Raw genomic sequence first — 24,419 nt, 5'->3', positions numbered from 1 at the left:
TGTTCGCCTATAAATGGTTACTGATGACTCTGCGGTGACGGCCTCCAAAGCCCCAGCCGGCTCCGGTCGAGGGGCTCGCTGCGCTCCTCAGTCGCTCGTTTCACTCGCTCCTTGCGGTGCTTACGTCGCCCGTCTTCCCGGAGCCGGCTGCCCCTTTGAGTCCCGCCCCGCACGGCACCGCCTCCTCACGCCTCCCCAGCCTCGCGGCTCCCTTCGTCGCCGGCGCTACGCGCCGGCTGCATGAGGGACCTTCGGTCCCTCTCTGGTCGCCGCGTCCCTCGCGCGTGCTGACTCGCGCCGACCGCGAGCGGCCCCGCCGTTCCCAGTTGTTTATAAGTTCCAGAGACGCGCACCTCACTCGGCAGGATCGACCTCCAGCCGCAGCGTCAGGGGTGCCCCCTCCGCGAGCGCGTCTACGAGGTCGCGGTCGAGGTCCGCGGCGGCACCGTCGCCGTCGACGAAAATGGTGCGCTCGTCGTCGGTGTAGTCGCTGGTCCGACCGACCATCGATCGGTCGTCGAGGAGCGCGAGGTCGGGGTCGCCGCGGCCGACGAACTCGTCGACGTGGGACGGGTCGTCGGAGTCGACCCCGTCGTCGCCGGGGTCGCCGACCGCGAACCGCGCCGTGATCGTCGCGCCCGAGTCCTGACACGACTCGCGGAACTCGGGTGAGAAGTCGCGGGGCGCGCGGTCGGCCTCGACGCCGACGATGCAGTCGCCCGCGGGGGTGAGCCAGTCGTCGGTCGTGAGTTCGACGGTGCTCGCGTGCTCGGCGGTGACGTGTTCGTGCCCGACGGCGCGGACGACCTCGACGAGGGGATCGGCTCCGGGCTGGCCGGCGCTCTCGACGTCGTTCGATTCGGCGCTCTCGGCGTCGCTCATGCTCGTCGAGTCCGAGACGGCGCGCCAAGTGCCCGTCGCTTCAGACCTCCGCGCCCTCGGCGAGCGCGGGGATCAGCCGGGCGGGGTTCTTCGCGAACACGCGGCGCATCAGGTCCTCGGAGACGTCGAGGGTGAGCACCTCCATCACGCCGACGTTCGGATGTACGTCGGGCGCGCCCGAGCCGAAGAGGACGCGGTCGGGGTGTTCCAAGACGCCGCGTTCGAGCACCTCGCGGTACCGCACGGCGCTCGTCTCGACGTACAGCCGGTCGTACTCGCCCAACAGGTCGAGCGTCTCGTTCATCAGGTCGGCGTCGAGGGGGTAGCCGCCGAAGCTGGCGAGCACGATCGGCATGTCGTACTCGAGCAGTTCGCGCTCGACCGCCTCGGGCGGGAACCGCCTGCCGGCGTGGACGATCACGGGGAGGTCGGCGTCCTCCAGCCGAGTGAGCACGTCCTCGTTCGGAAGCCCGTCGGCGTGCGGGACGAGGGTGAACCCGTGAAACCGGTCGTCGTAGGAGTACTGCTCGACGTCGTCCGGGCGGGCGTGGTGGTCGTCGCGCTCGGCGCGGAGGTTCCTGACCGCGGCGAGGGGACCGCTTCCCGGATCGCGGGGGCCGTTGAGTCGGGCGAACGCGACGAACGGGCGATCGATCGAGAGCCGCGCGACCGCATTGTTCGCGCGCAGGTAGCTCTGTCCGGCCGCCCGTTGCCCGGGACTCGCGACCGCGCGGACGACGCCGGCCTGTAACATCTCGCGTTCCAGCAGCTCGGGGGAAATGTCCCGCCCGTGGGTCGCGACCGACGACTCGTCGGGATCGAGCGTCGCGCGCGTGTCGACGATCCGGAAGTCGTGTTCCAGCCCGAGCATCTACGGCCCCGTCTCGGGCGATCCGCATGTGCCTGTCGGTCTCACGCTCGCCTCGCGCTCCCGCGGAGGTCTCCGCCCACCTCCCTCACGGCCCCGCGGTCGAGACGATCTTCACCACGTCGCCCTCCGAGAGCTCGTGGTCCTCGCCGATCCGCCGCGAGGAACGCGCGTCGACCGCGTGGAGGTACCCCTCGCCGATGTCGGTGTGGACCGCGTACGCCAGATCCGGCGGGGTCGCCCCCGACGGGAGGAGGAACGCGTCCGGGAGGACGTTTCCGGTCCCGTCCGTCCACTTCGAGGCGTCCTGCACGGGATAGACGGTGATCCTGTCGAGCAGGTCGTCGACGGCCGCGTTCAGCGCGGTCTGGACCCCCGTGCCGCCGTGTTCGGCCATCGCGCCGCGGATCGCTTCCAGCCCCTCGCGCTGGCCGTCGGAGACGCCGCCGACCACGTCGAACCCCTCGTCGCCCGGGTCGTAGTCGAGAACGCCCGCCTCCGCGGCGCGCCGGAGGGCGAGCTCCCCGTCGGCCGTGGCGGGGACCACCGGCTTGTCCGTCCCCTCGCGGAGCCGGTCGACCGCGCCCTCGGGCGCGGCGTCGACCTTGTTGGCGACGACGACGATCGGCTTGGTGCGGCGCCGGACCGCCCGGGCGAGCGCCTCGCGGTCGTCGTCGGTCCACGCCTTCGGATCGTCGGGGTACTCCAGCTCGCGGAGGACCGCCGTCACGTCGTGCTCCGTCGCGCCGAACCCCGTCAGCAGGTCGGTGACCGCCGCTTCCAGGTCGAAGTCGGGCGAGCGCGACTGGCGCTCGACGCCCTCCCAGTTGCGGTCGACGATCCCCGCGAGCCACAGGTCCATTTCCTCCTCGATGAAGTCCACGTCGTCGAGGGGATCGTGCGCACCGACCTCGACGGGCTCGCCCTCCGCGTTCGTCGCGCCCGAGGCGTCGACGACGTTGAGCACCGCGTCCGCGTTCGTCAGCTCGTCGAGGAACTGGTTGCCGAGCCCCTTCCCCTCGTGGGCGCCCGGGACCAGCCCGGCGACATCAAGCAATTCGATCGGGACGTACCGCTTCCCGTCGCGGCAGTTCTCCGCGCCGCAGCGCTCGTCGCGGTCGAGGCAGGGGCACTCCGTGCGGACGTGGGTCACGCCCCGGTTGGCGTCGATCGTCGTGAACGGGTAGTTCGCCACGTCGACATCGGCCATCGTGGCGGCGGTGTAAAAGGTGGACTTGCCGGCGTTCGGCTTGCCCGCCAGCGCGACCGTGATCATGGTGTGTGCGTTGCGGCCGCGCGAAAAGCGCCTTTCGGTCGGCCCCGATGAGGCCGGAGCGGCTGAAGCGCGGTCGCGGCGCGTGATGCAACGCCGCGGCGGCGGGACCGTCCGGACGCGTCCCGCGCGACGGCGTCCCCGTTCAGGCGAGGACGTAGCGGAGCGCCGGGAACTTCTCGACGAGCGCCTGCCCGCCGACCTCGATCCGCTCGATGTAGGCGTCGAGGCCGAGGACGCGGCCCGCGCCGAACGCGGCGACCGTGAGGAACACGATCGCGTACACCAGCGTCGAGTCGAACAGCGCGAGCGCGTCGCCGCTCCACCCGCCGAGGTAGAACAGCGTCATCTGCATCGCGCCGCCGAGCGCGGCCAGCCGGACGAACGCCCCGGCGATGAGTGCGACGCCGATGAGCAGCTGCGTGACCGGAACGAACACGTTCACGAACTCCATCAGCGCCGCGTTCGACGCCATCACGGCGTACAGGCCGCTGACCGGGCTCGCGGGGTCGACGTTCGCGAGGTAGCCCGCGGCGTCGAACGGCCACTCCGAGACCTTCCCGAGGCCGGCGAACAGGATCATCCCGCCGATGGTCGCCCGAAGCAGGACGATGAACAGCGCCGACAGCGAGTGCGCCTTCCCCAAGAGCGTAACGCCGCCGATCTCTCCGCCGAACTCGTTTGTGGTTTTCGTGGACATAGTGTCTCTCCTCACTTACGGATACGCCGGCCGTATGAATAAACCCGGAAGCGAGTTCCCTTCCGGAGAGAACGGATCGGCGATCTCCCCCGATCGTTTGGGTCTTTAAGTGCTAATCCCGAACACGTTGCCCGACTTTATCATGCCCCGGTGTGCGCCGACCCCGCACCGACCCCGCGCCGACCCCGCGCCGGCGCGGTTCACCACGGCTCGCCGCTCGCCAGATCCACGCCGCCGTCGCCCTTCTCGGAGGGGCAGATATCCGCGAGCACGCAGTCGCCGCAGTCCGGGTTGATCGCGGTGCAGGTCGCGCGGCCGTGGTCGATCATGAGGTGCGTGAACTGCTGCCAATCCTCTTCGGGAACCACGTCGAGGAGGTCCTGCTCGATCGCCTCCGGACGCTCCTCCTCCGTGATTCCGAGCCGGCGGGTGAGCCGCTGGACGTGGGTGTCGACGACGATCCCCTCCACGACGTCGTGACCGTGCTGGAGCACGACGTTCGCCGTTTTGCGGCCGACGCCGGCCAGCTCCGTCAGTTCCGACATCGTGTCGGGGACCTCGCCATCGTGTTTCTCGGCGATGTCGGCGCAGGCCGACCGGATGTACTTCGCCTTGTTGTTGTAGTAGGTGATCGAGTTGATCGCCTCCGCAAGCTCCTCTTGGGGCGCGTTCGCGTACTCCTCGGGCGTCTCGTACGCCTCGAACAGATCGACGCACACCTCGTTCACGCGCTCGTCCGTGCACTGCGCGGAGAGGATCACGGCGATGAGCAGCTCCAGCCGGTTCGAGTAGCTCAGCGAGATGGTCGAGTCGGGATACTCCTCGTAGAGTCGGTCGAGGACCTCCCCGACCTGCTCTTCCCGCGGCTCCAGTGGCGTGCCCATATCGATTTCTCCGCGCGGGCGCCATTGAACGATCCGGAAGCGGTACGCATCGTCGATCTGGCCCCCGCTGGATCGACGCCCCGAACCGGCAGATTCACATCGCCTCTCCGACACGTCTGGGCGTGTCCCGGTCCCGCGATCGAACCCGCCGCCGCCCGGCCTACCGCCGACGACCACAGGAGTTCTACTGGCTGTGGATCGCCGCGACGGCGACGTACGGGGTCGGCGATATCGTCTCGACTATCGCCTTCCTAGTGTACGTCCCGTCGATCCGGGAGGCGAACCCGCTCGTCGCGTTCGCGCTCGACGCGTTCGGGCTCGGCGGGCTGGTCGCCCTGAAGATCGCCGTGTACCTGGTCATGCTCTGGATCAGCGTCCGTGGCGCCCGCGAGGGCGACGGCCTCCTCTACTACTTCCCGCCGGTCCTGCTGACGGTCGTCGGGACCTATCTCACCGCGAGCAACGTTCGGTTGCTGTTGATCGCGTAAGGCGGTCGGCGGGACCCCTCCCGATCCACCTCTCCGCTTGCCCCCTTCACCCACACCGCGCCCCCTTCCCCACACCGCGCGCCCTTCTCCGACCGACACCGGTTTGCGCCGGCGCGGCCCATATCCGGGCATGCTCTCGGACACTCCGGGCCTCCACCACGTGACGGGGATCGTCGGCGATCCCGGTGCGAACGCCGCGTTCTACGCGGAGACCCTCGGGCTCCGGCTCCTGCGCCGGACCGTGAACTACGAGGACAGCCACCAGTATCACCTCTACTTCGGCGACGCCGCGGGCTCGCCCGGCTCCGTGTTCACCGTCTTCCCGGACCCCCACGGCGACCCCGGACGCACCGGGAAACCGGGGTACGCCGCCGTCGCCTTCGCGGTCCCGGCCGGCTCGCTCGACTACTGGCGCGAGCGGCTGGCCGATCGGGCGGTCGCGGTCGAGGAGATCCCCGCCACCGACCGGTTCGGCGACGACGCGATCTCCGTCTCCGACCCCTCCGGCACTCGGGTCGAACTGGTCGAAAGCGACGTCGACGGCGACCCGTGGATCGCCGATCGCGCCGGCGACGCTGCCGCCACCACCGTCCCCGAGTCGGACTCCGTCCCCGAGTCGGACTCCGTCCCCGAGTCGGACCCCGTTCCCGAGTCGGCCGCGATCCGCGGGCTGTACGGCGTCACCGCGCTCCCCGCGGACCCGTACGGGACGGCGAGCGTGCTCGACACGCTCGGGTTCGCGTACGAGGCGGAGACCGGCGACCGGGTCCGGTACCGCGCCCCTGGCGACCGCGCGACCGTCGTCGACCTCCTCGACCGGGACGCGCCGTACCTCCGCGAGGGGCCGGGCGCGCTCCACCACGCCGCCGTGCGGGTCCCCGACCGCGAGGCGCTGCTCGACTGGCACGACCTGTTCCGCGACCGCGGCTACGACATCTCTCGGGTGAAGGACCGCCACTTCTTCCACTCGCTGTACGTGCGCGGCCCCGGCGGGCTCCTCGTCGAGCTCGCGACGGAGGCGCCCACTCCCGATGGCCCGCAAACCGCCGGGCTCGCGGACCCCGACGCGACCGGCCACGCGACGGAACTGTACCTCCCGCCGTGGTTCGAGGACGACCGCGAGCTGATCGAGAGCCAGCTCCCCGCCTTCGAGATCGGGAGGGGCGGGGACGCGAACACCCGAACGGACGCCGATCGATGACCCGGAAGCTCTCCGGCGTCGAAGGGCCGCACGCCGACGCCACGCTGGAGACCGGCGGTGCCCCGGCCGCGGCCGCGGAAGTCGCGGTCGTGCTCGTCCACGGTCGCGGCGGGACGGCCGAGGGACTGCTCCGCCTCGCCGACGAGTTCTACCGACCGGGCGCGACGCTGCTCGCCCCGAACGCGGTCCGCTCGAACTGGTTCCCGGCGGGTCACGACGCGCCGATCGCCGCCAACGAGCCGGCGCTGACCTCGGCGGTCGACTGCGTCGCCGCGACGGTCGACGCCGCCGGCGATATCGGGATTCCTCCCGAGCGCGTCGTTCTCGTCGGCGTCTCGCAGGGCGGCGCGGTCGCGAGCGAGTTCCTCCGGCGCCGCCCGCGGCGGTACGGCGGCGCGTTCGTCGTCTCCGCGGCGCTTCCGGGCGAGGACCTGTCGGAGCGTTCGGTGGTTGATGAGGGAGGGGCGGAGAACGAGACCGGGAGCGGGGACCTCGATGGCACCCCGATCGCGATCGACAGCAGCGAGGACGACCCGTACGTCCCCGTCGAGCGCGTCCGGGCGACCGCGGCGGCATTTCGCCGGGGCGGCGCGGCGGTCGACCGCCGGATCGACGAGGGCGACGGCCACGGCCTCTCGGACGCGACGATGGCGCGGATCGGGGATCGGGTCGGGGCGCTACTCGGCGACGCTGCCCCGCCGGACGCCGAGTGACGATACCGAACCGCAACGTCCCGCGAAGCCGAACGTGTTCGCGACACGGCCCATTCCCCTCGGAGACCGAGGGGACGCACGATGCTCGAACTCGACGCCAGGGAGATCCCGCCGAGCGAGCGACACGACCGGATACACGAGGTGTTCGCGGAGCTAGAGCCCGGCGAGACGCTCACCGTCGTCAACGACCACGAGCCCACGCCGCTCTATCACGAGATGGCGGCCGAGGTGCCCGCGTTCGACGCCGACGGCTACGCCGTCGAGCGCGAGGAGCCGTCCCGGTTCATCGCCGAGTTCCCGAAGGTCGAAGCCGAGTCGGCCGCGGCGAAGGTCCGAATCGCGGACCTCGGCGGCGAGCCGCACGCGGCGGCGTTCCCGGGGCGCGAGCCGAAGACGGTCCGGCTGTCGCTGGACGCCGGCCAGAGCGTCCCCGAGCACACCCACCCCGACCGGACGGTCCTGTTCCACGCGCTGACGGGGGCGTTCGAGGTCCGGCTCGACGGCGAGGAACACGCGGTCGAGGCCGGGGAGATCGTCCGCTTCGACGGTGAGACGGCGGTCGAACCGACCGCGACCGAGGACGCCACCGCGCTCGTGGTGCTGGCGCCGAAACCGGACGAGTGAGGCGGGGAGAGAAGTTGACCGCGCCGTCGGTGTTTTGTATACCGCCGTCGAATTCGGTCCATGGAGACGACCCGCCAGCGCATCGCCGACCGGCTCCGCGAGGGGCCGGCGACCGCGAGCGACCTCGGGGAGACGCTGTCGCTGCCGACCCCCGTCGTGTACGATCACGTCGAGCACGTCTCGCGGTCGGTCGCGGACGACGGCGACGACGCGGAGCTTCTGGTCGCGCCGCCCGAGTGCCGCGACTGCGGCTTCGACGGCTTCGACGACCCGATCAACGAGCCCTCGCGGTGCCCGGAGTGTAAGAGCGAGCGGATCGAGGAGCCGGCGTTCGTGATCCGCTGACCGCCGCCGTTCGGTTCGAAAACCGCCTACAGCTCGTCCAAAAGCGTCGCCGCCGCGTCGGCCGAGGAGCCCGGCCCCCGCGCGGTGATCAGGTCGCCGTCGACCGCGACGCTCGTGTCGGCGTCGAGTTCGGCGTCCCAGTCGGCGCCCGCGAGGACGACCTCGTCTTCCACCCAGTACGGGAGCTTCCGACCGTCCGGCATCACGTCGTCGTCGTCGACGATGTCCGCCTCCCACGCGTTCGGGAAGCCGGTGACGGAGCGCCCCTCGACGAGTGGCGTTCCGTCGGCCTCGCGGGTGAACGCCAGGATTCCGACCGCGTGGCAGACGACGAGCGCGACGCTCTCCTCGCCCGCGACCGCGTCGAGCAGGAGCTGCCGGGCGTGTCGGTCCTGATTCACGTCCCAGACGGTGCCGTGACCGCCGGGGAACACGACCGCGTCGTACCCCGCGGCGTCGACGGCCGCGACCGGCTCGGGGTCGTTGAGTTCCGGGTGCTCCTCGTCGACCTCGCGGAGCTCCGCGACTCGTTCCTCGCCTCCGGCGGCCTCCGGGTCGAGCGACCGCTCGTCGACGACCGGCGGCGATCCGGAGGGGGTCGCGACGGTCACGTCAACGCCCTCGGCTTCGAGGGTCGTCAGCGGCTCGATGCACTCTTCGGCCCAGTACCCCTCTTCGCTCACGACGAACAGCGCTTCAGTCATGCGTACCTCGCCATTCACGACCGCGATACATAAGGCACCCGCGCCCGGCAGCGACGACGGGCGGCGCGGGGTTTATCGGTGTCTACCGCCGATCCGCCAGCAATCGATTACTCGTCGCCGTGGGCGTCGACGATCACGACCTCGCCGTCATCGACGGTGACGTTGATCAGCGTTTTCACGTTGTAGTCGGTGTCGTCGAGCTCGTTGTCTCCCGCCTTCTTGATCACGGCGACCACGTCGACGACCTCGGCGCCGACCTCGTCGGTGAGCGCGTCGAGGATCGCCTTCATCGTGCCGCCGGTCGAGAGCACGTCGTCGAGGACGAGGACGCGGTCGCCCTCCTCGACGTCGTTGATGTACATCTCCGACTCGGAGTAGCCGGTCTCCTGGAACAGCGGGACCTCGCCGTCGAGGCCGTACTGGCGCTTGCGGATGACGACCAGCGGGATGTCGGTCATCAGGGAGAGCGCGGTGGAGATGTGGATTCCCATCGCGGCAGGGGTGACGATCTTGTCGACGTTCTCCAGCTCGGCCTTCCGGATGATCCGGATGACGATCTCTCGGAGGAGCTCCGGTTTGAGCATCGGAACCCCGTCGCTGATCGGGTGTACGAAGTACTGGTACTCGCCTTTCTCGATGATCGGCGCGTCGAGGAGCGACTGCCGCAACTGGTCCATGTCGTCGGTACTCGGGCGGATTAATAAAGCGTGGCGATTGGCCCGCCCCGTGAACACCGATCGCACGGGGCGTGACGGGGGTTCGCGGGCCGCGCGCTCCGAACCCCGATTGCGCTACTCGAACTCCGGCTCCCGCTTCTCTAGGAACGCGCGCATCCCCTCGCGCTGGTCGTGGGTGCCGAACAGGCCCGACCACGCTCGCCGCTCCAAGGCGAGCCCGCCCGCCTGCGACCCGCCGCGGGCGGCGTTGAGCGCCTCCTTCGCCGCGCGGGTCGCGAACGCCGGTTTCGCGGCCAGCTCCCCCGCCAGTTCGGCGATCCGGTCGTCGAACGCCTCGTCCGCAACGACCTCGCCGACGAGACCGATCTCCGCGGCCTCGCTCGCGTCGATCCGTTCGCCGAGGAAGACGAGCCGCTTCGCGGTCTCGTCGCCGACCAGCCGCGGGAGCCGCTGGGTCCCGCCCCAGCCGGGGACGATCCCGAGGTCGATCTCGGTCTGGCCGAGCACGGCGCTCTCGGCGGCGACCCGGAGGTCACAGGCCAACGCGAGCTCCGAGCCCCCGCCGAACGCGTACCCGTCGATCGCGGCGACCGTCGGCGCCGGGAACGACTCGATCGCGTCCGCGACGCGGTGGCCAAGCTCGGCGTACGCCTGCGCTTCCGGCGTCGACAGCTCGACCATGTAGGAGATGTCCGCGCCGGCGACGAACGCCTCGTCTCCCGCGCCGGCGAGCACGAGCGCGCGTGGCTCGGCCGCCTCCGCCTCGGCGAGCGCCTCCTCGATCGCTTCGAGCGTGTCGACGGTGAGGGCGTTGAGCTGGTCCGGCCGGTCGACGGTGATCGTCGCGGCGTCGGTGTCGTCGTCGACGTCGAGCGTGATCGTGTCCCACGTCATACCGGCCCCTCGCTCGCTGACGTGAAAACCGTTCGGCAGTCGGAGGCGAGGCAGGGCCGGAGCCGGCCGCGGCCGGAGAGACGCGTCAGATCTCCTCGCGGCTGTCGATCTCGCTGTAGATGAACCACGCGGTGGAGTACGCGCCGATGAAAAGCAGGTAGCCGAACACGAGTCCGACGAGCTGGCGCGAGCCGAGTCCGCCCGGCAGCGTCCGCGAGAGGATCGTCAGCGCGACGACGAAGACGACGAGGGAGAACAGCCCGGAGAGGGCGTACACACCGAGGTCCGAAGTGAGTCGATCGCGCACGCTCACGTCAACGCAGCCCCCTGATAAACCATCATCGGTCGCGGTGAGGTATCGGCCGCGGTGAGACGTCGGTCGGTTGCGCGGATTGCAACCCCTATATGCCCTCGGCCATACGGTCGCGTATGAACGGGAACCGGTTCGGTCGGCTCTTTCAGGTGACGACGTACGGCGAGAGCCACGGCGACGCGATGGGCGTGACGGTATCGGGCGTGCCCGCCGGCGTCGAGCTCGACGAGGAGGCCATTCAGGCGCAGCTCGACCGGCGCAAGCCGGGGCAGTCGATGATCACGACCTCCCGGGGCGAGCCCGACGAGGTCGTCGTCAACTCGGGCGTGCAGGACGGCTACACCACCGGCACGCCGATCGGCATGGTGATCCAGAACAAGGACGCGCGCTCGGGCAAGTACGAGCCGTACGTCACCGCGCCGCGCCCCTCCCACGGCGACTACACCTACTCCGCGAAGTTCGGCACGCGCAACTGGGGCGGCGGCGGGCGCTCTTCCGCGCGCGAGACGGTGAACTGGGTCGCCGCCGGCGCGGTCGCCGAACAGGTGCTCGACGCCTCCGAGTACGACGTGGCGATCAAAGCCCACGTCAACCGCATCGGTGACATCGAGGCCGACGAGGTGAGCTTCGAGCAGCTTCTGGAGCGCAGCGAGGAGAACGACGTGCGGTGTGCCGACCCCGAGGCCGCCGCCGAGATGCAGGAGCTGATCGAACGGTATCAGGAGGCGGGCGACTCCATCGGCGGCTCCATCTACTTCGAGTGCCGGGGCGTCCCGCGCGGGCTCGGCGCTCCGCGCTTCGACGGCTTCCCGTCCCGGCTCGGGCAGGCGATGTTCTCCATCCCGGCGACCACGGGCGTCGAGTTCGGGCTCGGAAAGGACGCCGTCAACGTGACGGGCAGCGAGCGCAACGAGGACTGGACCTTCGACGACGGCGAGTCCTTCGACCACGTCGAGAGCGAGGAGGACGACCCGGTCCCCGTCGGCAACGACCACGGCGGGCTCCAGGGCGGGATCACGACCGGCGAACCCATCTACGGCGAGGCGACGTGGCACGCGCCCACCTCGATCCCGAAGAAACAGCGCTCCGCCGACTGGGAGACGGGCGAGGAGACGGAGATACAGGTCGTCGGCCGCCACGACCCCGTCCTCCCGCCGCGGGCCGTCCCCGTCGTCGAGGCGATGCTCTACTGCACCGTCCTCGACTTCATGCTGCTCGCCGGCCGGATCAACCCCGACCGCGTCGACGGCGAGCCGGGGCAGTACGACACCGACTACCACCCGAGCAGTCCGGACAACGAGTGATCGCTCGTCGGAACCGGTAATTGTAAACGGAGCTACCAGAGATAACCGAGCCGTACGATGGGTCCTTCGCACTCCGCCGACCGCTCGTCCGACGAAGACGGCGCCGAGGACGCCGCCGAACCGATCGGCCTCGGGGACGGCTCGGCCGACATAGAGCTGCGAACGTTCCGAGAGGTCGTGCGCAGCGCCGGCCACGCGATATACTGGACCGACACCAGCGGCACGATCCAGTACGTGAACGCCGCGTTCGAGGAGCAGACCGGATACAGCGCCGATGAGGCCGTCGAGAGCAACGCCAACATCCTCCAGTCCGGCGTCCACGACCAGCAGTTCTACGAGCGGCTCTGGGACACGATCCTCTCCGGCGAGGTCTGGCACGGCGAGATCGTCAACGAGCGGCGCAACGGCGAGCGCTACGTCGCCAAGCAGACGATCTCGCCGATCACGAACGCGGACGGGAAGATCGTCCGCTTCGTCGCCGTCAACGAGGACATCACGGAGCTCCGCGCGTCCCGGGAGCGCGCCGAAAAGGAACGCAACCGGTTCGAGCAGCTCCTCGACGCGGTTCCGGTACCGATCGTCCTCTCCGAGTTCAGCGGCGGCGACCCGCTCGTCGAACAGACGAACCGCGCGTTCAGAGAGCAGTTCGGCTTCGGCGAACAGCGGCTGGTCGGCTCGTCGCTGGACGAGTTCATCGTCGACGCGGACGACGCGGACGCCGCGAGCGAGATCAATGAACGGATTCGGGACGGCCAGCGGGTCCATCGGGAGGTCGTCCGCCGGACGGCGAACGGCGAGCGCCGCACGTTCCTGTTGGTCGCGACCCACCTCGCGGGCGACGACCGCGACGAGGCGCTCGGCGCGTACCTCGACATCACCGACCGAAAGCGGACGGAGGAACAGCTCCGGCGGAAGAACCGTCAGCTCGAGGAGTTCGCGGAGGTCGTGAGCCACGACCTTCGGAATCCCCTCAACACCGCAACCGGTCACCTGGAGATGATCGAACCGGAGTGCGAGGGCGACCCCCACATGGAGGCGGTGGCGAACGCCCACGCGCGGATGGAGGACCTGATCGAGAACATCCTGTCGCTCGCGAAACAGGGACAGCTCATCGACGAGAAGGAGACGGTCGAGCTCGGCGCGTTCGTGTCCAGCTGCTGGCAAACGGTCGCCACGAGGGGCGTGACGCTCCGAAACGAGGCGTCGGGGACGGTGCGAGCCGATCCGAGCCGACTCCGGCAGCTGTTCGGCAACCTGTTCCGAAACAGCGTGGAACACGGCGGCAGGGACGTGAGCGTCACCGTCGGCGACCTCCCGGACGGATTCTACGTCGAGGACGACGGGCCGGGAATCCCGGAGGCGAAGCGCGACGACGTCTTCGAGTCCGGCCACACGACCGCCGAGGCCGGGACCGGCTTCGGGCTCGCCATCGTCCACGAGATCGTCGAGGCGCACGGGTGGTCGGTCGCCGTGGCGGACGGAGCGGCGGGCGGCGCCCGCTTCGAGTTCACCGGCGTCGATCGCGACTGAGCGGTATCTCGGCGTTCTGTGGCCGCTGGCAGTCGCTCCGTCTCTGCTCTCACTCTCCCGGCGACCACTCGCAGGCGTCGCCCGCGGTGAGGTCGTTCTCGTCGACGTGCGCCGCGAGGCACGCGTAGTTACAGAAGTAGGCGGGCGAGCCGCAGTCGTCGTCGCAGTCGCGCACGCAGATCGGATCGTGCTCGAAGATCCGCGAGCCGCAGTAGGCGCACGTCTGGCCGGGGTCGGGCGTGGAGACGGTCGTGGACATGTCCGAGGACAGGGCGCGCCCGGTTGAAAAGGCGTCGCGGTCTCGTGCGGTTCACACCACGACGACCGCGTCGACGACGACGAGGAGGACGAAGCCGACGAGAAACGCCCCCGTCGCGGCGTCGGCGTGGCCGTGTCCGTGCGAGGAGGGGATCAGCTCGCGGAACACCACCGCGAGCATCGCGCCCGCGGCGAACCCGGAGGCGACCGGGAACAGCCCGGTGGCGAGCCCGACGAGCGAGAACCCGAACACCGAGGCGACGACCTGCGGGACGAGCCCGGAGAGCGTGGTGTACCACGCACACGCAGGTTCGACATCCCGGTGTCCGCCATCGGCACCGCGAAGGCGAATCCGTCCGGCACGTTCCGGAGACCGATCACGACCGCCAGCACCAGCGCGACCTCCGCTAACCCCGACGCGAACGCGACGCCGGTGACGGTCACGACGGTCGCGAGGGTCGTCATGGAACGCGGTTTCCGCCGCGGACACATAAATGCGGCCGACGACGGCGCGACCGAGAGGCCGCCGCCGCGGTCAGCGCTCGAACGCGGCCCGGAGATCGCGCCCGTAGACGCCGGCGACGACCGCCAGCGTCGCGAGCGCGCCGACCGGGATCACGGCGAGCCACCCGGACGTGGTCCCGACCCCGAACCGGGTCGCGACGCCGACGGAGACCCACAGGCTCGCGGCCGCGGCGAGCGCGAGGAGCCCGCCGGTGACGCGTCGGTCCTCCCGTCCGAGCGCGACCCCCGCCGTCGCGCTGGCCGCCGCGAGGAGGTGAAACCCGATCGCGAGCGGCCACGCCCGGATCGACGCCGGGAGCGCCCCGAACGGGCGCGGCTGTTCGAGGAAGTACGCCCAGACGGGGTAGCCGCCGGCGCCGAGCGCTCCGGCGGGCCCCGCCGTGTTGAGGAACCCCCAGAGGCTCACGACCGTGAGGTCGCCGCCGGGGATCACGGCCATCGGGACCGCGAGGAGGGCGACGACGAGGAGCCACGCGTTCCGCCGGGTGGCGCGGGCGTCGCGGCCAGCGCGGTCGTCGGACTCCGGTCGCCGCGTCCTCGTCGCCGCCGATCCCGGTCCCGATCCCTCGGACATACCGTCGCCTCGGCGGGCCGCGGGTAAGTATCGTCCGGAGACGGTCTCGCGTCTGGAGACGCGCAACGCTCTTTGTGTCGGGGGTCGCTTGCTTCGGTATGCGAGTCACCGTCGTCGGAAGCGGCTACGTCGGAACGACCCTCGCGGCTTGCCTCGCGGACGCGGGTCACGACGTGACCGCCGTCGACATCGATCCGGACGTGGTCGCGGCGCTCAACGACGGGCACGCCGCCATCCACGAGCCCGGCCTCGACGACCTGCTGGCCGAGCACGCGGGCGACCGGCTCCGCGCGACGACCGACTACGAGAGCGTCCCCGACGCCGACGTGACGTTCCTCGCGATCGGGACCCCGTCGAACGAGGACGGGAGCATCGATCTGGGAGCGCTCACCGCGGCCGCCGAGATGACCGGCGAGGCGCTGGCAGAGGGTGGGGAGGGCGACGACGCGTCGCCCGCGGACCGCGACGACCGCCACCTCGTCGTCGTCAAGAGCACGATCACGCCGCCGGGCGTCGCGCGGGTTCGCGAGGCCCTCCTCGCGGGCGCTGGCGACGCGGCCGACCGCGTCGAGCTCGCGACCAACCCGGAGTTCCTCCGCGAGGGCACCGCCGTCGACGACTTCCAACACCCGGACAAGGTCGTCTTCGGGACCGAGGCCGAGTGGGCGACGGCGCGGCTGGAGGCGCTGTACGAGCCCCTCCTCGCCGCGACCGACGGGAACGTGCCGGTCGTCCGGACCGACCCCGAGACGGCCGTGATGATCAAGTACGCCAACAACGCGTTCCTCGCGTCGAAGATCTCGCTGGCGAACGATCTGGGCAACATCTGCAAGCGGTTCGGGATCGACGCCTACGAGGTGATGGACGCGGTGGGGCTCGACGACCGGATCGGGGCGAAGTTCCTGCGCTCGGGGGTGGGCTATGGGGGCAGCTGCTTCCCCAAAGACGTCGACGCCATCCGCGCCGCGGCCCGCGAGGCGGGCTACGAGCCCGCGCTCCTCGACGCCGCGGTCGCGGTGAACGACGGCCAGCCGGAGCGCATGCTCGACCTGCTCGACGCCCACGCCGACGTCGCGGGCGAGCGCGTCGCGGTGCTCGGGCTCGCCTTCAAGCCCGGCACCGACGACATCCGGAACTCCCGGGCGATCCCGGTCATCGAGGGGCTTCGAGAGCGGGGCGCCGAGGTCGTCGGCTACGACCCCGTCGCGGCCGAGAACACCCGCGAGCGGTTCCCCGATATCGAGTACGCGGACTCGGCCGCGGCCGCGCTCGACGGGGCGAGCGCGGCGCTCGTCGTCACCGACTGGGACGAGTTCGCGGCGCTCGACGACGCGTTCGACGCGATGGGCGGCGCGGCGGCGGAGGGGCCGGTCGTGATCGACGGCCGTCGGGTGATCGAGCGGCGCGAGGGACTCACCTACGAGGGGCTCACCTGGTAGCCGGTTTTCTCGACTCCCGTCCTCTTGATTTATGTACCCCGAGGGAGATCGTCGGGTATGGCGGCCCTCCAATCACTTCGTCCCGCGGTCGGTGGCGTCGTTCGCAACCCGATACTCGTGCTCATCACGGCGCTGTACGGGCTTTTTCAGCTCCCGAACCTGCTCGTGCAGTCGACCAGCCCGGTGCTCGCGTCGGCGATCTCGCTCGTCACGTTCGGCGTAATGATCCTCGTCCTCCCGTTCTTCCAGGGCGGGATGCTCGGGATGGCCGACGAGGCGATCGCGGGCGAGACGCGTCTCGGCACGCTGGTCGCGGTCGGGAAGGCGAACTACGTCCCGCTGCTTCTGGGCTACTTCGTCCTGCTCGCGGTGAACATGGTCTTCGGGTTCATCGCGTTCATGGGCGTGCTGATCGTGGTCATCGGCGGGTCGGTCGCCGGGATGGATGGGAGCGGAATGGGCGGCGCCGGCGCGGGCGTCGAGGCGCCGGCCGTCGGGTTCGACCCCACGCTGCTCGTGATCGTCGGCGTCGTCGCGGTCGGGCTCGTTCTGGCGTACCTCCTCGTCACCTTCTTCGTCCAGTTTTACGCCCACGCCGTCGTCCTCGACGACACGGAGCTCGTCGACGGGTTCCGCCGGAGCGCGGGGCTCGTCCGGTCGAACCTCCTCAGCGTCTTCGGCTACACCGCCCTGCTCACGGTCGGCGGCGTGATCATCGGCGTGTTGGCTGCGGCCGGATCGCTCGTCTTCGGCCCGCAACAGCCTGCCGGGTCCCCGTTCGCGGAGGTCGTCTCGATCGAGCCGACCCCGGCGGTCGTCGCCGCGCTCGCGCTCGGCTACGTCCTCCTGACCGGAGTGGCCGGCGCGTTCTACGCGACGTACTCGGTCGCGTTCTACCGGCGAATCAGCGGGACCGCGGCGTAACGCGGCTGCGTTCCCGCCGCGCGAGACCGACTTTTAAAAAGTGGATCGGATACGCGGGACGGCCAGCTACGCGTTCAGCAGGCTCTCGCCGTCGAAGTCGCCGTCGTGCTCGACGTCCAGCAGGTCGAGGATCGTCGGCGTCACGTCGAAGAGGTTCGAGCCCTCGACGTCGAGGTCGGCGTCGGTCGAGTACAGAAGCGAGTTCTCGAACTTGTGCATCCCGTTGCGCGGCCCCTCGGTGAAGACGGCCTCCTTGCCGCCGAAGCCGGACTTCAGGTCGAAGCCGTCCGCGGGGATGACGACGAGGTCGGGCGCGATCTCGTCGCGGTCGCCGTCGAAGACGGTCTCGCCTTTCACGATCCGCTTGCACACCTGTCGGCCGTCGGGGCCGGTGAGCGATTCGAGGTCGGCGATGAGCTCCTCGCGGACCGCCTCGTACTCCGACTCGGGGACGACGCCCTCCGGCTCGCGACCCTCCAGATTGAGGTAGAAGCGGCCGGGGATGAGCGAGTACGCCCGGGTCTCGTCGTCGATGTCGGTAAGCGAGTCGTGGTCGTCGCCGTCGTACGAGAGCCACCCCTCGTCGGCGAGGAACTGGTTGCAGTTCACCTCCCACTCCAGCTCGGTGAACCCGTGGTCGGAGGCGACGATCAGGGTCGCGTCGTCGTCGAGCCGGTCGCGGATCTCGCCGATGTACCCGTCGAGCGTCCGGTAGAAGTCGAGGAACTCCGCCTTGTACTCCCCGTCGTTCTCGTAGTCGCCGAACAGGAAGTGGTTGATCCGGTCGGTGCTCATGAAGACGCCGAAAAAGAGGTCCCAGTCGTCCTGATCGAGGTAGTGGGTGAACACGTCGCGGCGGGCGTCGAGCGTCGCGTGCGCGTTCTCGATGAAGTCGGTCTTGTCGTCGTCGTGGCCGAGCTTCGCGTTCACGTCGATCCGGTAGTCGCGGTCTTCGAGGACCTGCCGAACGTCGTCGTCGCTCGCGGCCGCGTCGAGCCCGGGCGAGAGGAACCCGGAGACCTGCCGCTGAATCCGGCTCGACGGCGGGAACGTGACGGGGACGTTGAGCACGGTCGCGTCGCGGCCGTCGTCGGTGACGCGGTCCCACAGCCGGGTCGCCGACACGTGTTTCCCCATCGGGACGTACGTCTCGTAGGAGTCGATCTCGCGGTCCTGGAAGCCGTAGACGCCGGTCGCACCGGGGTTTACCCCGGTCGTGAGGCTCGGCCAACACGCGCTCGACTCGGGCGGCACGATGCTCTCTAACCGCCCCGCGGAGCCCGCCTCGGCGATGTCTGTCAGGTTCTCGAAGACCTCCGGGTGCTCCTGCACGAGGTCGTACGGTACGCCGTCGATGCCGAGGAAGACCACGCGCCCGTCGTCGCCGCCGCGCAGCCGATCGAACAGTCCCATGGACGAGGGGTGACTTCGAGTCGACATATCCCTTGTGTTCTGGCGAATGACGCCGCGATCCGCCGCTCGCGGCGAGTCATGCCGCCGTTCGGGCGCGCTGGCAAGCCGCGCCGATTCAGAAGGCCTATTCCCCTCGGCGGAGACACATCCGGCGTATGACCGACGACTTCCCGGCGAGCGTCGACGTCGACTACGCCGACGGCGAGGGCGAAGATCCGGCGGACTACCCGTCGCTGCAACACAAAATCGAGAAGGCGATCGAGGTCACGCGCCGCGGGTTAGAGCAGTACGACAACCCGGCCGTGATGTGGACCGGCGGGAAAGACTCCACGCTGACGCTGTACTTCATTAACCAGGTGGCCGAGGAGTTCGGCTACGAGAAGCCGACCGCGGTGTTCATAGACCACTTCCAGCACTTCGACGACATCACCGACTTCGTCGAGCACTGGGCCGACGAGTGGGACATCGACCTCGTGTACGCCCGCAACGAGGACGTGGGCGCGTACGTCGACGAACACGGTCTCGAACCCGGCGACGACATTCCCGTCTCCGAGCTGAACGAGCAGAACCAGCACCACATTCGCGACATCCTCGAGTTCGAGGAGGACACGTTCCCCTTCCTCTTGGACACCTACGTCGGGAACCACCTGCTGAAGACGGTCGCGCTCAACAACGCCCTCGAAGCCCACGACATCGACGGCGTCATCTCCGGCGTCCGCTGGGACGAGCAGGAGGCGCGCGCCGACGAGACGTTCTTCTCGCCGCGCCACGACCCCGACCTGTTCCCGCCGCACGACCGCATCCAGCCCATCCTGCAGTTCGCCGAGGCCGACGTGTGGGACGCCTTCTGGAACTACGTCGTCCCCGACACCGTCGCGGCGTTCCCCGACGAGGGGTACGTCCCGCAGGCCGACGACGACCTCCCAGAGGGCGTCACGCAGGAGGACGTGCCGATCTCCCCGAAGTACTTCGCCGGGTTCCGCTCGCTCGGCAGCGAGGTCAGCACGGAGAAAACGACCGAGGAGCCCGCGTGGCTCCAGAACCTCGAAGACACGACCGAGCGCGCCGGCCGCGCCCAGGACAAGGAGGACCTGATGGAGCGCCTGCGCGACCTCGGTTACATGTAACGCTCGGCGGGATGCTTTCGGCTCGACGGTGACCGTTTCACCGAACGCCGATCTGCTGTTTTTCCGCCCCTCGACGCTCCGTTGTCCCTCGGCGCTCCGCTGGCCGTTGACGCTCCGCTGGCCGTTGACGCTCCGCTGGCCCTCGGCGCTCGATCGGCTGAGAGAATCGTCGAGAGACGTCCGCTCGTCGTTCGAACGCGACACTTCCGAGGCGGGAATGCCCGCCCTTCGCAGATTTTTAGGCTGTCCAAAAAAACCGACGGGTTTATGTATTTTAGGCGTGCCTAAAACAGACATGGTGCAACCGAGCAGACGCGACCTGTTGGCGACGGGCGCAGCGGCGCTCGCCGGCGGGTTCGCCGGCTGTAACACTCGGGCAGACGAATCGAACGAGGAGCCAGAACCGACGGAGAGCCGGGCGGAGCAGACGGGCCAGCCGACCGCGTCCGTGGATGCGGCCGTCGCCGCGGAGTGGAACGCGATACGCGCCCGCCTGTGGGACGCGCTGTCGGCGGGCGTCGCCGGGGAGTCCGGAACCGGGGCGGCGGTCGCTCGACAGACGTTCGCTCGGTTCGAGGAGGCGTCCGGCGAGCACGGCGCCCACGAGACCTTGGAGACGACGAGCGAGACCAACTACGCGGAGTTCGAGGAGGCGCTCGGCGAGCTCCGGACGGCGGGCCTGGAGGCCGACGACATCGACCGCGCCCGCGAGGAGGCGACCATCGCCGACACGCAGCTCGCCGAGGCGCAGCGGGCGCTCGCCGGCGAGACGACGGCCCAGTTTCTCGATCTCCAACTGCTCGGGGTGACGGCCCGGAACGCCGGGTTCCTCGCGGCCGCGGACGAGTTCGAGGCGGCGGCAACGGTCGCCGAGGGCGTCGCGGGCCGGTTCGAGGACGCGCCCGTCCACGACGCGCTCGAATCGGCCGACGGCGAGACCTACGAGGCGTTCGAGGACGCCCTCGGGTCCGTCGTCGACGCGGTCGAGAACGAGGACGCCGAGGCGGTTCAGTCGAGCGCGGCCGCGGCGTTCCGGGCGGCGATCGACGGGAGCTACGACCTCGGGGAGACCGAACGCGCGGCGGGCGCGGGGCACATCGCGGCGCTCCAGGCGCGGGGGTGGGACGCCGCCGCGGTGGCGTCGATGGGTGGCCCGTCGTCGTCGTTCGCGCACGCCGCCGCCCTCACGGTCTACCGGGCTCGCGTCGCGGACGCGCGGTGGCTCGCGGCCCGCGGCGAGACCGACCGCGCGGCGACGGTCGCGAGCGACGTCTTCGCGCACTTCGAGGGAGCCCGCGCGCACGAGGCGCTCGAGGAGGCCGACGGCGAGGCGTACGAGGGGTTCGAAGCGGGGCTCTCCGACCTGCAGTCCGCCGTCGAGAGCGGGGACTCGTCGGGGATCGACGACGCGGTCGCGGCGATCGACGAGCACCTCGTGGCCGGCGTCGGGGCGCTCGCCGGCGCGAACGCCCCTCTGCTTGAGGCGGCGTTCTTCCGGTCTCGGTTCGCCGATGCGCGCGAGCGGTATCGGCTCGGCCAGCACGCCGTCGCCGCCTCGATCGCCGAGGACGTGTTCGGGCGCTTCGAGGAGAACGAGCTCGACGTCCACGAGACCGTCGAGTCGACGAGCGAAGAACTGTACGCGCGGTTCGAGGAAGAGCACCTCGCCGGGCTGATCGACGCGTTCGAGAGCGGCGACGACGCCGCCGTCGACACCCACTACGAGGGCGTGCAGTCGACGCTGCGCGAGTTCGCAACGGCGGCCGGCTCGACGCCGACGGTCAGCGGGGGCGAGGGGGCCTACATGGCGGCTCGCGGGTTCGACGCCGCCGTCCTCGACGCGCTTGGCGAGGACGGGCGGTCGCAGGCGATCGCTCAAGAGGCGTTCGAACGCTTCGAGTCGGGCGCCGGCGGCTACCACGAGGCGCTCGAGGAGGCCGACGACTCGGTTTACGAGGCGTTCGAGGACGCCCTCGGGGCCATCGGGACGGCCGCGGACGACGGCGACGACGTGTATCCCGCGGCGACCGAGTTCAACGCCGAAGCGGTGGCGTCGATCTACGCGATCGTCGAGTCGGGCGGCGGATCGCAGGCGGACGCCGCGGCGACGATCGCGCGGGACGCCTTCGCGCACTTCGAGGAGGCGCGCGTCCACGAGCTGCTCGAAGAGGCCGACCGCAACGCCTACGAGACGTTCGAGGCGGGGCTCGACGCCTACCTCACCGCCCTTCAGGAGGGCGGCGATGTCGGGGCGGCCGCCGACTCGTTCGCCCGCGGCGCCCAGTACGCCCAGTTCGCGCTCGTCGACGGCGTCGAGGAGCTCCCGCTCGATATGGACCTCGCCGGCGCCGCCGCCGGGGGCTCCGAATCGGGCGGGGACGACGGCGGCGAGTCGGACCTCCGAGGGGGGCCGAACGTCGTCGAGGGCGTCCCCGAGGACGCCGACCACGTCGTCGAGATTCGGACCGTGGCGTTCGAGCCCGCGGAGCTGACGGTCTCCGCAGGCGACACGGTGGCGTGGACGTGGGCCGCCGGTGAGCCGCACAACGTGGTCGCGTACGAGGACGGGACCCCCGACGGGGCCGCGTACTGGGCCACCGGCGGGTTCGACTCCGAGGAGGCGGCGCGAACCGGCTGGGAGAACGGCGAAGGCGCCGTGCAGTCGGGGCAGTCGTACGTCCGCACCTTCGAGACGACCGGCACGCACGAGTACTTCTGCGTGCCGCACGAGGCCGCCGGCATGGTCGGTAAAATCGTCGTCGAGTGACCGGGTTATCGCGTGCGGAGGCCACCGCGCTCCGCGAATCGTTCGACCCCGACGAACGGGAGCGCATCCGCGAGACGGTCCGGAGCTCCTCGACCTCCTCGGAAAGACGCACACGATGGCGGTGTTGAGCGAGTTCGCGTTCGCGGAGGGCTCGCTCCGGTTCAGCGACATCGAAAGCGAACTGGACATCGCCCCGAACACGCTCTCGACGCGGTTACAGAGGCTGACCGCGGCGGGGCTGTTGGACCGCACCGCCTACGACGAGGTCCCGTCGCGTGGAATACACGCCGACCGAGAGGGCGGAATCGCTGTTCCCCGTCTTCGCTCACCTCCGCCACTGGGCGTTCGAGTACGGGCTCTGACCGGGGTTTTCGGAGGCCGCGGCAACGCGGCGACGACGCCGCGTCCCAGACCTACTCGTCGAGGTACGGCTCACAGACGAGTTCGACGCCCTCCTCGAAGTCGATTTCGGGCTCCCAGCCGGTGGCGTCGCGGAATTTCGAGTAGTCGGCCATCGTGTCGTGGACGTAGCCGTCGAAAGGGCACTCGATGTACTCCGGATCGATGTCGGTGCCGAGCGCGTCGTTGATCAGGTCGACCATCTCGTTGAACGAGTAGGCCTCCTGGGTGCCGACGTTGTACACGCCCGTGAGATCGCGGTCGGCGGCGAGCTCGCAGGCGCGGGCCACGTCCGAGACGTGGGTGAAATCGCGGGTCTGGGTCCCGTCGCCGAACAGCTCGGGCGCCTCGCCGTTGGCGATCGCGTCCGCGAACTGCGCGACCGTGTTCGCGTACTCCCCTTTGTGCTCCTCGTTGCCGCCGAACCCCTGGTAGACGGAGAAGAAGCGAAGCCCGGCCACGTTCATCTCGTGGTGGTTGGCGTAGTACTCGGCGTAGCGCTCGCGCGCGAGCTTCGAGGCCTCGTAGGCCGTGCGCGCCTCCACGTCCATGTCCACGGGCGAGGGCTCGGTGCGGCTCCCGTAGATCGAGGAGGTCGAGGCGTAGACGACGGTCTCGCAGCCTTCCTGCCGGGCGCGCTCGACCGCGTTGACGAACCCCTCGACGTTGACGCGGCAGCCACGCTGGGGATCGGTCTCGTGCATGTTCCGCGAGGAGAGCGCGGCGAGGTGAAAGAGGACGTCGACGTCGGCGGGATAGTCGTCGTCGAGCACCGAGGCCTCGACGAACTCCACGCCGTCGTCGAGGTTCTCCGGCGTCCCGAGGTACGTGTCGTCAACGGCGATCACGTCGTTGTCGGCCGCGAGGCGGTTCGCGAGGTTCGAGCCGATGAAGCCCGCGCCGCCCGTGACCAGAACGCGCTTGTTCTGCATGGGTGTGTATCGTCGGGGGGAGGGAATTATGGCTTCGGTTCGATTGAGGGAGTATCACCCCCCTTCAGCCACTCCGGACCGGAGTCGGGCCTATCCGTCGACGACTGCTTCGTCGGCGTCGTCGTCGCTTTCGGCTCCGTCGTCGGACTCGCCCTCGCTCGCTAGGTCGTCGAGCCGGTTTTCGGCGCGGTCGCGATCTTCGGGGTAGCCCACGTCGATGCGCCACCCGTCGAGCCGGATCGCGTCGATGGTGCGGCCGGACTGGATGAGCAGATCGATCGCGTCGGGGAGTTCGTACTCGCCGCGGTCGGAGGGCTGGACGAGGTGGCACGCGTGGAAGATCGCGGGCGTGAACGTGTAGAAGCCGGTCATCACCAGATTCGACGGTGGGTCGTCGGGCTTCTCGACCACCTCGACCACCTCGCCGTACTCGTTGGTGTCAAGGACACCGTACCGGGATGCTTCTTCGTAGGGCACTTCCTCGACGAGGAACGCCGCGTCGGCGCGATCTTCTTGTTGCCGGCTGGCCACGTCTTCGAGGTTCCCCCGAAAGACGTTGTCGCCCAGCATCAGCATGAAGTCGCCGTCGACGTGCGGTTCGGCTTGGAGGATGGCGTGCGCCAAGCCGAGCTGCTCGCGCTGGTGCGTGTACGTGATCGGC

The 24,419-nt window shown here is 69.9% G+C and carries 25 protein-coding genes and 2 pseudogenes; 12 read left to right on the top strand and 15 right to left on the bottom strand.

Annotated elements, in window-relative coordinates:
* Nucleotides 1–354 precede the first annotated feature (354 nt).
* The 5 genes from ESO89_RS10710 to nth all read right to left on the bottom strand — a co-directional run bounded on the left by ESO89_RS10710 (nt 355) and on the right by nth (nt 4,607).
* Complete coding sequence (locus tag ESO89_RS10710) at nt 355–882, bottom strand: DUF371 domain-containing protein (protein WP_128905503.1); 528 nt, start codon at nt 880–882, stop codon at nt 355–357.
* Nucleotides 883–922: 40 nt separating this feature from the next.
* Nucleotides 923–1,753, bottom strand: a complete 831-nt coding sequence (locus tag ESO89_RS10705; protein WP_128905502.1) for an amidohydrolase family protein — start codon at nt 1,751–1,753, stop codon at nt 923–925.
* Nucleotides 1,754–1,838: 85 nt separating this feature from the next.
* Nucleotides 1,839–3,026: a redox-regulated ATPase YchF gene (locus ESO89_RS10700; protein WP_128905501.1), complete on the bottom strand. Its 1,188-nt coding sequence runs from the start codon at nt 3,024–3,026 to the stop codon at nt 1,839–1,841.
* A gap of 142 nt (nt 3,027–3,168) precedes the next feature.
* Nucleotides 3,169–3,723 (bottom strand): DoxX family protein, encoded by a 555-nt coding sequence (locus ESO89_RS10695; protein WP_128905500.1) that lies wholly within the window; start codon nt 3,721–3,723, stop codon nt 3,169–3,171.
* Between the two features lie 200 nt (nt 3,724–3,923).
* Nucleotides 3,924–4,607, bottom strand: a complete 684-nt coding sequence (gene nth / locus ESO89_RS10690) for an endonuclease III (protein ID WP_128905499.1) — start codon at nt 4,605–4,607, stop codon at nt 3,924–3,926.
* A 122-nt stretch (nt 4,608–4,729) separates the two neighbouring features.
* Between nth and ESO89_RS10685 the strand changes: the two genes are divergently transcribed.
* The 5 genes from ESO89_RS10685 to ESO89_RS10665 all read left to right on the top strand — a co-directional run bounded on the left by ESO89_RS10685 (nt 4,730) and on the right by ESO89_RS10665 (nt 7,978).
* Nucleotides 4,730–5,095 (top strand): hypothetical protein, encoded by a 366-nt coding sequence (locus tag ESO89_RS10685; protein ID WP_128905498.1) that lies wholly within the window; start codon nt 4,730–4,732, stop codon nt 5,093–5,095.
* Nucleotides 5,096–5,225: 130 nt separating this feature from the next.
* Complete coding sequence (locus ESO89_RS10680) at nt 5,226–6,296, top strand: VOC family protein (RefSeq protein WP_128905497.1); 1,071 nt, start codon at nt 5,226–5,228, stop codon at nt 6,294–6,296.
* Entirely contained in the window at nt 6,293–7,009 is a 717-nt protein-coding gene (locus tag ESO89_RS10675; RefSeq protein WP_128905496.1) for an alpha/beta hydrolase, read from the top strand. The genes ESO89_RS10680 and ESO89_RS10675 overlap by 4 nt, the downstream gene beginning before the upstream one ends.
* Nucleotides 7,010–7,090: 81 nt before the next feature.
* Nucleotides 7,091–7,633: a DUF2249 domain-containing protein gene (locus ESO89_RS10670; protein ID WP_128905495.1), complete on the top strand. Its 543-nt coding sequence runs from the start codon at nt 7,091–7,093 to the stop codon at nt 7,631–7,633.
* A gap of 60 nt (nt 7,634–7,693) precedes the next feature.
* Nucleotides 7,694–7,978, top strand: a complete 285-nt coding sequence (locus tag ESO89_RS10665) for a transcriptional regulator (protein ID WP_128905494.1) — start codon at nt 7,694–7,696, stop codon at nt 7,976–7,978.
* Nucleotides 7,979–8,004: 26 nt separating this feature from the next.
* Here the strand turns inward: ESO89_RS10665 and ESO89_RS10660 are convergent, their stop codons facing one another.
* The 4 genes from ESO89_RS10660 to ESO89_RS10645 all read right to left on the bottom strand — a co-directional run bounded on the left by ESO89_RS10660 (nt 8,005) and on the right by ESO89_RS10645 (nt 10,560).
* Nucleotides 8,005–8,682, bottom strand: a complete 678-nt coding sequence (locus ESO89_RS10660; RefSeq protein ID WP_128905493.1) for a DJ-1/PfpI family protein — start codon at nt 8,680–8,682, stop codon at nt 8,005–8,007.
* 107 nt (nt 8,683–8,789) lie between these two features.
* Complete coding sequence (gene hpt / locus ESO89_RS10655; RefSeq protein WP_128905492.1) at nt 8,790–9,359, bottom strand: hypoxanthine/guanine phosphoribosyltransferase; 570 nt, start codon at nt 9,357–9,359, stop codon at nt 8,790–8,792.
* A gap of 114 nt (nt 9,360–9,473) precedes the next feature.
* Nucleotides 9,474–10,253, bottom strand: coding sequence for an enoyl-CoA hydratase/isomerase family protein (locus tag ESO89_RS10650; RefSeq protein ID WP_128905491.1), 780 nt, complete (start codon nt 10,251–10,253; stop codon nt 9,474–9,476).
* An 85-nt stretch (nt 10,254–10,338) separates the two neighbouring features.
* Complete coding sequence (locus tag ESO89_RS10645; protein WP_128905555.1) at nt 10,339–10,560, bottom strand: hypothetical protein; 222 nt, start codon at nt 10,558–10,560, stop codon at nt 10,339–10,341.
* 122 nt (nt 10,561–10,682) lie between these two features.
* On the opposite strand from ESO89_RS10645, the gene aroC reads away from it, so the two are divergent.
* Together aroC and ESO89_RS10635 are read left to right on the top strand one after the other, a co-directional pair.
* Nucleotides 10,683–11,870: a chorismate synthase gene (aroC, locus tag ESO89_RS10640; RefSeq protein WP_128905490.1), complete on the top strand. Its 1,188-nt coding sequence runs from the start codon at nt 10,683–10,685 to the stop codon at nt 11,868–11,870.
* 57 nt (nt 11,871–11,927) lie between these two features.
* Nucleotides 11,928–13,400: a sensor histidine kinase gene (locus ESO89_RS10635; RefSeq protein WP_128905489.1), complete on the top strand. Its 1,473-nt coding sequence runs from the start codon at nt 11,928–11,930 to the stop codon at nt 13,398–13,400.
* 49 nt (nt 13,401–13,449) lie between these two features.
* Here the strand turns inward: ESO89_RS10635 and ESO89_RS10630 are convergent, their stop codons facing one another.
* From ESO89_RS10630 to ESO89_RS10620, 3 genes and pseudogenes are all read right to left on the bottom strand, one after another.
* Entirely contained in the window at nt 13,450–13,659 is a 210-nt protein-coding gene (locus ESO89_RS10630) for a hypothetical protein (RefSeq protein ID WP_128905488.1), read from the bottom strand.
* Between the two features lie 51 nt (nt 13,660–13,710).
* A pseudogene (locus ESO89_RS10625) lies at nt 13,711–14,090 on the bottom strand (ZIP family metal transporter); the annotation flags it as partial.
* Nucleotides 14,091–14,193: 103 nt separating this feature from the next.
* Entirely contained in the window at nt 14,194–14,757 is a 564-nt protein-coding gene (locus ESO89_RS10620; protein WP_128905487.1) for a TIGR04206 family protein, read from the bottom strand.
* Nucleotides 14,758–14,855: 98 nt separating this feature from the next.
* On the opposite strand from ESO89_RS10620, the gene aglM reads away from it, so the two are divergent.
* Entirely contained in the window at nt 14,856–16,196 is a 1,341-nt protein-coding gene (aglM, locus tag ESO89_RS10615; protein ID WP_128905486.1) for a UDP-glucose 6-dehydrogenase AglM, read from the top strand.
* 57 nt (nt 16,197–16,253) lie between these two features.
* Nucleotides 16,254–17,120: a DUF7847 domain-containing protein gene (locus ESO89_RS10610; RefSeq protein ID WP_128905485.1), complete on the top strand. Its 867-nt coding sequence runs from the start codon at nt 16,254–16,256 to the stop codon at nt 17,118–17,120.
* 66 nt (nt 17,121–17,186) lie between these two features.
* Here ESO89_RS10610 and ESO89_RS10605 read toward each other — a convergent pair whose 3' ends face one another.
* Nucleotides 17,187–18,533, bottom strand: a complete 1,347-nt coding sequence (locus ESO89_RS10605; RefSeq protein ID WP_128905484.1) for an alkaline phosphatase family protein — start codon at nt 18,531–18,533, stop codon at nt 17,187–17,189.
* Nucleotides 18,534–18,688: 155 nt separating this feature from the next.
* On the opposite strand from ESO89_RS10605, the gene ESO89_RS10600 reads away from it, so the two are divergent.
* The 3 genes and pseudogenes from ESO89_RS10600 to ESO89_RS18995 form a co-directional block, all read left to right on the top strand.
* Nucleotides 18,689–19,660 carry a phosphoadenosine phosphosulfate reductase family protein gene (locus ESO89_RS10600; RefSeq protein ID WP_128905483.1) on the top strand — a complete coding sequence of 324 codons (972 nt, stop codon included), beginning with the start codon at nt 18,689–18,691 and terminating at the stop codon, nt 19,658–19,660.
* Between the two features lie 295 nt (nt 19,661–19,955).
* On the top strand, nt 19,956–22,427 hold the full coding sequence (locus ESO89_RS10595; protein WP_128905482.1) for a DUF5059 domain-containing protein: 2,472 nt from the start codon (nt 19,956–19,958) through the stop codon (nt 22,425–22,427).
* A gap of 115 nt (nt 22,428–22,542) precedes the next feature.
* Nucleotides 22,543–22,647: pseudogene (locus tag ESO89_RS18995) on the top strand (winged helix-turn-helix transcriptional regulator); the annotation flags it as partial.
* A 193-nt stretch (nt 22,648–22,840) separates the two neighbouring features.
* Here ESO89_RS18995 and ESO89_RS10585 read toward each other — a convergent pair.
* Together ESO89_RS10585 and ESO89_RS10580 are read right to left on the bottom strand one after the other, a co-directional pair.
* Complete coding sequence (locus tag ESO89_RS10585) at nt 22,841–23,758, bottom strand: NAD-dependent epimerase/dehydratase family protein (protein WP_128905481.1); 918 nt, start codon at nt 23,756–23,758, stop codon at nt 22,841–22,843.
* A 90-nt stretch (nt 23,759–23,848) separates the two neighbouring features.
* The coding region (locus ESO89_RS10580; protein WP_164932779.1) for a sugar phosphate nucleotidyltransferase at nt 23,849–24,419 on the bottom strand (571 nt) is incomplete at its 5' end.

It is taken from the genome of Halorubrum amylolyticum (assembly GCF_004114995.1).
GTDB classification, from domain to species: Archaea; Halobacteriota; Halobacteria; order Halobacteriales; family Haloferacaceae; genus Halorubrum; species Halorubrum amylolyticum.
This window is presented reverse-complemented; position numbering and strand designations above follow the sequence as displayed.

Coding starts and splice junctions, on each gene's coding strand:
- ESO89_RS10675 (WP_128905496.1), top strand. CDS start 6,293: ATGACCCGGAAGCTCTCCGGCGTCGAAGGGCCGCACGCCGACGCCACG.
- ESO89_RS10610 (WP_128905485.1), top strand. CDS start 16,254: ATGGCGGCCCTCCAATCACTTCGTCCCGCGGTCGGTGGCGTCGTTCGC.
- aglM (WP_128905486.1), top strand. CDS start 14,856: ATGCGAGTCACCGTCGTCGGAAGCGGCTACGTCGGAACGACCCTCGCG.
- ESO89_RS10660 (WP_128905493.1), bottom strand. CDS start 8,682: ATGACTGAAGCGCTGTTCGTCGTGAGCGAAGAGGGGTACTGGGCCGAA.
- nth (WP_128905499.1), bottom strand. CDS start 4,607: ATGGGCACGCCACTGGAGCCGCGGGAAGAGCAGGTCGGGGAGGTCCTC.
- ESO89_RS10635 (WP_128905489.1), top strand. CDS start 11,928: ATGGGTCCTTCGCACTCCGCCGACCGCTCGTCCGACGAAGACGGCGCC.
- ESO89_RS10710 (WP_128905503.1), bottom strand. CDS start 882: ATGAGCGACGCCGAGAGCGCCGAATCGAACGACGTCGAGAGCGCCGGC.
- ESO89_RS10695 (WP_128905500.1), bottom strand. CDS start 3,723: ATGTCCACGAAAACCACAAACGAGTTCGGCGGAGAGATCGGCGGCGTT.
- ESO89_RS10700 (WP_128905501.1), bottom strand. CDS start 3,026: ATGATCACGGTCGCGCTGGCGGGCAAGCCGAACGCCGGCAAGTCCACC.
- ESO89_RS10620 (WP_128905487.1), bottom strand. CDS start 14,757: ATGTCCGAGGGATCGGGACCGGGATCGGCGGCGACGAGGACGCGGCGA.
- ESO89_RS10680 (WP_128905497.1), top strand. CDS start 5,226: ATGCTCTCGGACACTCCGGGCCTCCACCACGTGACGGGGATCGTCGGC.
- ESO89_RS10705 (WP_128905502.1), bottom strand. CDS start 1,753: ATGCTCGGGCTGGAACACGACTTCCGGATCGTCGACACGCGCGCGACG.
- ESO89_RS10630 (WP_128905488.1), bottom strand. CDS start 13,659: ATGTCCACGACCGTCTCCACGCCCGACCCCGGCCAGACGTGCGCCTAC.
- ESO89_RS10585 (WP_128905481.1), bottom strand. CDS start 23,758: ATGCAGAACAAGCGCGTTCTGGTCACGGGCGGCGCGGGCTTCATCGGC.
- ESO89_RS10605 (WP_128905484.1), bottom strand. CDS start 18,533: ATGGGACTGTTCGATCGGCTGCGCGGCGGCGACGACGGGCGCGTGGTC.
- ESO89_RS10670 (WP_128905495.1), top strand. CDS start 7,091: ATGCTCGAACTCGACGCCAGGGAGATCCCGCCGAGCGAGCGACACGAC.
- ESO89_RS10600 (WP_128905483.1), top strand. CDS start 18,689: ATGACCGACGACTTCCCGGCGAGCGTCGACGTCGACTACGCCGACGGC.
- ESO89_RS10665 (WP_128905494.1), top strand. CDS start 7,694: ATGGAGACGACCCGCCAGCGCATCGCCGACCGGCTCCGCGAGGGGCCG.
- ESO89_RS10595 (WP_128905482.1), top strand. CDS start 19,956: ATGGTGCAACCGAGCAGACGCGACCTGTTGGCGACGGGCGCAGCGGCG.
- ESO89_RS10650 (WP_128905491.1), bottom strand. CDS start 10,253: ATGACGTGGGACACGATCACGCTCGACGTCGACGACGACACCGACGCC.
- aroC (WP_128905490.1), top strand. CDS start 10,683: ATGAACGGGAACCGGTTCGGTCGGCTCTTTCAGGTGACGACGTACGGC.
- hpt (WP_128905492.1), bottom strand. CDS start 9,359: ATGGACCAGTTGCGGCAGTCGCTCCTCGACGCGCCGATCATCGAGAAA.